This window comes from Fictibacillus sp. NRS-1165, assembly GCF_050468105.1.
GTDB classification, from domain to species: domain Bacteria; phylum Bacillota; class Bacilli; order Bacillales; family Fictibacillaceae; genus Fictibacillus_C; species Fictibacillus_C terrinigri.
In genome coordinates this window covers 52,875-59,854 of record NZ_JBDPNU010000052.1, presented here as the reverse complement: position 1 = coordinate 59,854, position 6,980 = coordinate 52,875, and the positions used below count along the sequence as shown (strand labels likewise).

Below are 6,980 nucleotides of genomic sequence, written 5' to 3'. Positions count from 1 at the left end.
TATTAGCTGGTATTGTTGAAAAAAAGCTAATGACGATTGTTCCACTAAACTGCCCCTTTCGTGAAACAAGAAAAGCTACCTCGATGACTGCTCTGTTCTTCATCTGTTGCCTGCGTTAGTTAAATAAGAATTAAATAAATTTATGTTTCTGTAACCCTTATAATCGAACAAAAAGAGAGAGCATGTTTTGAAATAAGAATGTTCAAATCACCTAAAATCATTCGTTATTCTAAATTAAATTTCATCGTATGATGAACATCGATAAATGGGACAAATTCTTTCTAGCTCGGGATTTACATATTGTTAAAGAGGTGTATGAAAGTCCAACCAGTGACCTTGCAAATGGCGATAGAGAATATGCGGCGGGACTGGTGGCGTTTAACTGGCGATAGAACACGATTGACGATCGTAGCTATTCTGAAGCAACGTGATTGTTGTGTATGTGAATTAAATGAAGTGTTCGATATGAGTCAACCATTTTGGACCGATACTTGACACTGTGGATTTTTATTGCCATGGCCTTAAGAATTGGTCTAGGAGCTGTATTCCCTAAGTTTGTAGATAGCCTAAATTCTTGGCAGGTAGGTACTACATCCATTCCCATTGCGATATGTCTGATTCTAATGATGTACCCTCTTGGCATTCCATTTATCGCAGGGATGCTCACACGTTTGATCCTCATTAGAACGAGGGACAGAACCTGGTATGAAACGAAATTCATCCCTAAAATCATTCCGATTACACTGATCGCTTTACTCATTACCATCATCGTCATTTTCTCCCTTAAAGGAGATGCCATCTTAACCTTACCACTCGACGTGGTGCGTATTAGTTTTAGCCATTCTTCTATTGCCTGATAAGCCTAAGTATATGGTGGGCGGAATTGGGCCCTTCACAGAGTTTTTCTATGTTTAAGCAAAATAAAAAAAGCCTACCTCTGAAGGAGATAAGCGTTTTAATACGCACCTTAAGTTAATAACTGAATAATATGTAAGGGATAATAGGCAACATTAACTCCCACTTCTATTGAATAACTCTGCTTTTAACCACCCTTTTGGTAGGGTTATTCTTTAGTATCAGGGACAATTAACTTTCCATATGAACGTGGCATATTAGAATGGATATAAGTTACCTATGTTCCTCCTATGTTTGTCAAAGAAAAAAGCCCAAGAATGAGCATTCATTCCATGGGCTTTTTGTTTTTATTTCAATTTTTCAACTTTGGATAAAACACTATTTAGTTCGTCAGCTGCGTTAGTTAAGGTCTTTGCATCCAGAGGCTTTGATTTTGCACCCGCTTCAATGGTGTGCAGCGGCGTTTCTACTTTTTCATAAAGATCGGCGTCTTTTTCTTTAACGCCGTCTTCGAATTTTTCCCATGATTCCTCTAACTGTTCTCCAGATTCTTTCACTTTATCTGCTTCGTTCGCTTTTAATTGAGATTTGAGGTCGGTGAGTGTTTGTTTCATTTCTTTGGATCCTTCAGCGATCGTCGGTTCTTTCGGTTTTTCTGATCCGTTATCTTTAGTTCCACAAGCTGATAATGTAAGAGAAGCTGCCAGTACGATAGGTACGATGTATTTTTTAGTTTGCATTTCGAAGTTCCCCCTGATGTTTTTTGAGTTCAATTTTTAATTTGATATCCTTTTTTCTATTCATAATGGCTGCCACGATGGCGACCAAAATAAGAAATGCCTGTGGAATCATGCTTTCAATTGTGGGATAGAACGCAAGAAAATCAATCGTTGTCAAAGAATTCACTTGTGTCACTGGCAATAATCCAGCAAGTTGAAGTCCGTGAATCCCCATCCCTGTGAATTTGAAGCAAAGGTAAAACATGAGAACACTGGATACTAAGAAGAACGGCCGCATCGGAATTCTTAACCCTAGCTTAAGTATGAAATAAGAAAGGATCACAAGTACCAAAACCCCAATACCAATACCAGTTAATAAGGAAGGTAGCTTGATTGAATTCGCCATACCTATGAAAAACAATACCGTTTCTGTTCCTTCACGGAAAACGGCAAGGAAAGACAAGGCCGCTAGTGAAAATAAACTTCCAGTATTCAGTGCATTTGTACTTTTTGTGCGAATGTATCGCTGCCATTCCGCAAGACTGGATTTACTGTGAAGCCAATAACTCATGTATAGCAACATTGCAGCCGCAAAAACACCTGTCCAGCCTGCAATCAAGAAATTGTTGCTTCCGAATGCTCCTGCCGAAAAGAGGAGATTCACAATGACACCCAGGATAATGCTGACGCCAATTCCTGAACCTACACCCATCCAGATCCATTGTTTTTTGTCTTCGTGTCCTGCTTTTTTCAAGAAACCAAGCAGTGCTACTACTACAAGCAAAGCCTCAAGTCCTTCACGAAGCAGAATCGTTGTCGCATCCATCATGTTATAGCTTGTTTTCATGGCTATGGGAGCCAGGTAATCCCGCATCTCTTGAATGGTTTTTTTAGCCCCGTCTATATTGTTTGATGATAACTGGGCATAAGAAGTAACCATATCCCGTTCAGCGTTGCTATAAACTTTTGAAGATTGGGTAAGTACAGCACCTTCTGCATTTAACCAAGACTTTCTAAACTTCTCGATGTCAGCTTTGGCCCCTTGAACATCATTTTGATCGATATTTTTCAAGGAGTGGTCCAGTAAGGAAACAAGGCCTGCCACGTCTCCTTCTTTACCTGAACTGCTTTTTTCATCATTAGACGTTTTAGGATATTTCCCGTCAATGAACTTTTGGTTCGTTTGCTTTAATTGTTCCAGGCCAGCGGTTACATTTTTTTTATTTACAGGCTTTTGAGCAAGAGCAAACTGAACTTGTCCCATCGCATCCTCAATATCATGATAAGCAGTAGTCGATTGTTCCTTAATTCCATCCTCAATGGACAACCAAGTACTAGAAAACGTTTTAAATTTACTAGAGGTGCTATTCATATCTCCTTTTTGGGATGATTGTAGAGCTTGTGTAACGAGCTTGTTCGCTTCGGTCATGTCATCAGCTGCATTCCCCTTAGCAAAGCTATGTATAGGTAACATCAAGACTCCCATTAGAAGTATTGTAAGAATGATTTGAACCTTACGTTTCATCATTTCTCCCCCAACTCTAAAATTAACCAATTTATTTGTAGGTAATGAAAATCATTATCATTTTCTCCCTTACAAAGTATAATTCCTATGAGAATCATTGTCAATTGCCCTTTTGTAAAGATCCTAAAAGACAATGAGAAGTCCAAACAATGCACCTTACTTTTTCAAAACTTGTATGGAGGGTTTAAAGTGAAACAAGCCTTCAAGTTGATGAAATAAGGAGTGTTCATATTGAGTAGGAGCATAGACAACAACTCTGCCAAGAATTCGCAAGAATATTGGAGGGGATGGGTAGTCTAGATCAAAGTGGAGTTTGTTTAGTACAAAAATTTCGAAACCTTAAGTTCACAATTTTAGGTAGAAAGACTAAGTCACCGTTAGTACTTCCTCAATTTTTCACATTTGAAAATATAGATAGCAAAGGACGAGCCTTAAACTTAGAGGAGACAGTCCTTTTGCAAGAGGAAATTAATCCATTATTAACGGAACTTAGTTCTCATCTTTCCCAGCCAGCCCAGGAAGAAGATGAGATATCCTTTCGTTTCCAACGAGCCATACAGCTTTTCCGCAAACTTTTTGTTCCATTTGAAGCAGTTATTCCTTTTCGTACGGACTTTCTATGAAGCCACTCATAGATAATCGGGATGATTATAAAACTATTTATCGTGGAGGTAATCAATCCACCTATGACAACAATACCTAAAGTTTTGAGAAATGACTGTATCTCCACTGTGCGAAAAGGCCAGCGGCAATAAAGTTAGGATCGTGGCAGCTGCCGTCATCAAGATCGGCCGAACTCTGGACAAGGTACCATTTAACACAGCCGTTCTTACATCCATTCCTTCTTTTCGATTTCTTTCAACCTTGTCAATTAACACGATACCATTCGTTAAGCTACATGCTATGAGTTTTGTCCAGGGCTTCACGGAGTGCATTAGCCAATTTCAAAGGATCGTCATTTGCCCAAAAATGCATAAAAAACAGACGAGGATTTTCGGTTAACATGTGATTATGGATAGCAGTTACGTCAATCCTATGTTTACTTAAGGAACGAACAACAGGATTTACCTCTTCAGCAGCAAGTACAAAATCCCCAGTTATTGCCACTTTACCATTTCCCGTTGGCTGAAAATTTATTGATGTCGCAACCCCCATAGCAGGAGGAATTTCCATGCCATTTTCCATGATTTTTTCTAATCTAGGCACACCAACATGATAAACGCCATTCTTAACCGTACCCTTATGTCTAAAGGTCTTGTCAAGTTTCTGTTTATCAATGGGAAAGGGAACCGATTTGCCCGTTATGTTCTTTTGTATTGATGTTAGTTTCAATCCAGAACTTATTGCTTTCGCTAATTGAACTGGATCACCATGCCCCTCAATGTGCAAATACATAATTCGTGGCTTTTCACCTAATAAATGGTTATGTAATGCTGAAACCTGAATTCCTTGATGAATGAGCTCAGTCATGACAGGTTGAATATCTTTTTCTGTTAGAACCAAATCACCCATAACCATCGCTTGGTTAGCCATTTGTTTAAAAGCCGTCCAGCCCCCTAATGCCAATCCAGTGCGAATGGGTATCCCCTTGACCGTTACTTTCAAATCATTTCGTGGGAGGCTGATATAAAAGACTTCGCCTGGCTTCATTTCACCTGATTTACCTATTTCTTTCTCAACAAGGTCCCATTGTGGTAAAAGATTTGTTGAGTATAAGTGGTTAGGAGAAGAAGAATTCTTTGCATTTATTATCATAGTGGATGAAGTGGAAGTAATATCAAAAATCAGAACTAAAACTAAAAAAACAATTACTACTCTCATGTATATCTTTATGTGCATAAAATAACTCCCTTTGGATGTAAAATGGACACTCTTATCTTCACCTAATTTCTAACGAATTATTAAAGCTGCCAATATAGGCAGCTTTTCTTGTCGTAACCAGCAGGATAGTTGAACAAATCTGTCTTAAGGTATAAGATAAGTGAAATATCCCCCTAGGGGGGATATTATAATCTATTGGGGGATCGTTATGAGTAAAGAAGATAAGCATCATCATCACGAACATAAACAACGAAAAAGTGTCATCAATCGGTTGGCCAGAATTGAGGGCCATGTCAAAAGTGTTAAACAAATGGCTATCGACGACCGTGATTGTCCTGATATTCTTCTACAAATTGCCGCCATCAGAAAAGCACTGGATAATACTGCGAAGCTAATTTTTGCGGACCATATGGAGAATTGCCTTGTCAATGCTGTTCACGAAGGAAATGAGGAAAAAGTGCTGCTAGACATTAAGAAAGCACTGGATAATTTCATTCGATAGGAGGCGAGGAATACATGCAGGATGTAGAAATACAACCCAATAAAACAACAAAGCAGAAGCTACTGGTCATTGTTGCTTTAGCTGTTCCTGCTATGATTGAAAATATACTTCAAACGGTAGTGGGTTTTGTAGATACTCTATTTGTTTCTAAATTAGGCTTAAATGAAGTGACTGCGGTGGGTGTCGCGAACGCGATTTTAGCGGTATATATAGCGATATTCATGGCAATTGGAGTCGGGACCTCTTCCCTGATTGCAAGGAATATTGGTTCAGGAGATTTAGATAAAGCAAAATCGATTGCTCGTCAATCAACGGTTATTTCAGCTATACTCGGACTGATTTTCGGACTCATTACTTTATTTTTTAGTGAACCCTTACTTAAATTGATGGGTGCAGAAGCCTTGGTTTTAGCAGACAGTAAGACTTACTTTCAGATTGTTGCCATACCTTCAATATTTATTTCACTTATGTTTACGTTTGGTAGTATTCTCCGTGCCTCAGGTGACACAAAAACTCCAATGAAGGTGAGCTGGTGGATCAATATCCTTCATATTGGTTTAGATTATGTCTTTATCTTTGGCTTTGTTGGAATAAAAGGGATGGGAGTAGCTGGGGCTGCCTGGGCAACGGTTATCGTTCGCATAATAGGATCTCTAGCATTGTATTACTACATTAAAAAGTCAAAGGTATCTTTCAACTTATTTGGAACCCGATCAATAAAAGATGCAAATTCAATTCTTAAGTTATCGACTCCAGCTGCCGTTGAACGATTAATCATGCGACTTGGTCAGGTTCTTTACTTTGGTCTTATCGTGAAAATTGGTGCTGATACCTATGCTGCTCACTCTATTGCAGGAAATATCGAAACATTTTCTTATATGCCAGGTTATGGGCTAGCGGTAGCAGCGACTACTTTGGTTGGTCAAAGTGTGGGAGCAAAACGTTTTAAAGAGGCTTATCAATATGGAATGTTAACCACATGGGTCGCGGTCGCATTTATGTCGCTTATCGGAGTATTGTTGTACTTCCTTTCTCCTTGGTTTGCAACTTGGTTCACGACAGATAAAAATGCTATAAATATGGTAGTAACCGCGTTAAGGATTGATGCTTTTGCTCAACCCTCTTTAGCCATCGGATTAGTATTGGCAGGTGCTTTACAAGGTGCAGGGGACACTAAAAGTCCTATGTACAGTACAGCAATTGGAATGTGGGTTATTCGTGTGTTAGGAGTCTATATCCTTGGAATTCATTTCGAGCTGGGAATAGCGGGCGTTTGGCTTTCTATTGCAGTCGATTTATATGTTCGAGCAGCTTTCTTGTTCTATAAATTTAAAGGTAATGCGAAAACAGCGTGATATAAAAAGAGATGGTTCTTCTAAATAGAAGGCCATCTTTTTGAATTCACTTTTCTTAGTAGATTACAACAGAATGGATTTCGTCCGCTTTCGGAAGCAATGGAAGTCCCATTACTGCTTTATTAATTATTTGAATTAAACTCATTAGGTTCCTTAACTGTTGTTCCCTTAGATTCCTTCTCGTTAGGTAGGATAAAGTTTGA

The 6,980-nt window shown here is 38.9% G+C and carries 7 protein-coding genes and 2 pseudogenes; 5 read left to right on the top strand and 4 right to left on the bottom strand.

Annotated elements, in window-relative coordinates; genetic code table 11:
• Positions 1–342: 342 nt before the first annotated feature.
• Together ABHN01_RS20845 and ABHN01_RS20840 are read left to right on the top strand one after the other, a co-directional pair.
• A pseudogene (locus ABHN01_RS20845) lies at positions 343–477 on the top strand (ArsR family transcriptional regulator); the annotation flags it as partial.
• Between the two features lie 38 nt (positions 478–515).
• Positions 516–833: pseudogene (locus tag ABHN01_RS20840) on the top strand (arsenic resistance protein); the annotation flags it as partial.
• A gap of 369 nt (positions 834–1,202) precedes the next feature.
• Here ABHN01_RS20840 and ABHN01_RS20835 read toward each other — a convergent pair.
• Both ABHN01_RS20835 and ABHN01_RS20830 read right to left on the bottom strand, forming a co-directional pair.
• Entirely contained in the window at positions 1,203–1,595 is a 393-nt protein-coding gene (locus ABHN01_RS20835) for a hypothetical protein (RefSeq protein ID WP_429877103.1), read from the bottom strand.
• Positions 1,585–3,099 carry an FTR1 family iron permease gene (locus tag ABHN01_RS20830; RefSeq protein ID WP_429877102.1) on the bottom strand — a complete coding sequence of 505 codons (1,515 nt, stop codon included), beginning with the start codon at positions 3,097–3,099 and terminating at the stop codon, positions 1,585–1,587. The genes ABHN01_RS20835 and ABHN01_RS20830 overlap by 11 nt, the downstream gene beginning before the upstream one ends.
• Positions 3,100–3,386: 287 nt before the next feature.
• Between ABHN01_RS20830 and ABHN01_RS20825 the strand changes: the two genes are divergently transcribed.
• Positions 3,387–3,722: a DUF1259 domain-containing protein gene (locus ABHN01_RS20825; protein ID WP_429877101.1), complete on the top strand. Its 336-nt coding sequence runs from the start codon at positions 3,387–3,389 to the stop codon at positions 3,720–3,722.
• 33 nt (positions 3,723–3,755) lie between these two features.
• Here the strand turns inward: ABHN01_RS20825 and ABHN01_RS20820 are convergent, their stop codons facing one another.
• Together ABHN01_RS20820 and ABHN01_RS20815 are read right to left on the bottom strand one after the other, a co-directional pair.
• Complete coding sequence (locus ABHN01_RS20820) at positions 3,756–4,034, bottom strand: efflux RND transporter permease subunit (RefSeq protein ID WP_429877100.1); 279 nt, start codon at positions 4,032–4,034, stop codon at positions 3,756–3,758.
• Positions 3,994–4,938, bottom strand: coding sequence for a DUF1259 domain-containing protein (locus tag ABHN01_RS20815; protein WP_429877099.1), 945 nt, complete (start codon positions 4,936–4,938; stop codon positions 3,994–3,996). Before ABHN01_RS20815 ends, ABHN01_RS20820 begins: the two co-directional genes overlap by 41 nt.
• A gap of 190 nt (positions 4,939–5,128) precedes the next feature.
• On the opposite strand from ABHN01_RS20815, the gene ABHN01_RS20810 reads away from it, so the two are divergent.
• Together ABHN01_RS20810 and ABHN01_RS20805 are read left to right on the top strand one after the other, a co-directional pair.
• On the top strand, positions 5,129–5,422 hold the full coding sequence (locus ABHN01_RS20810; RefSeq protein ID WP_429877098.1) for a metal-sensing transcriptional repressor: 294 nt from the start codon (positions 5,129–5,131) through the stop codon (positions 5,420–5,422).
• Between the two features lie 14 nt (positions 5,423–5,436).
• Positions 5,437–6,777, top strand: coding sequence for an MATE family efflux transporter (locus ABHN01_RS20805; RefSeq protein WP_429877097.1), 1,341 nt, complete (start codon positions 5,437–5,439; stop codon positions 6,775–6,777).
• Positions 6,778–6,980 lie beyond the last annotated feature (203 nt).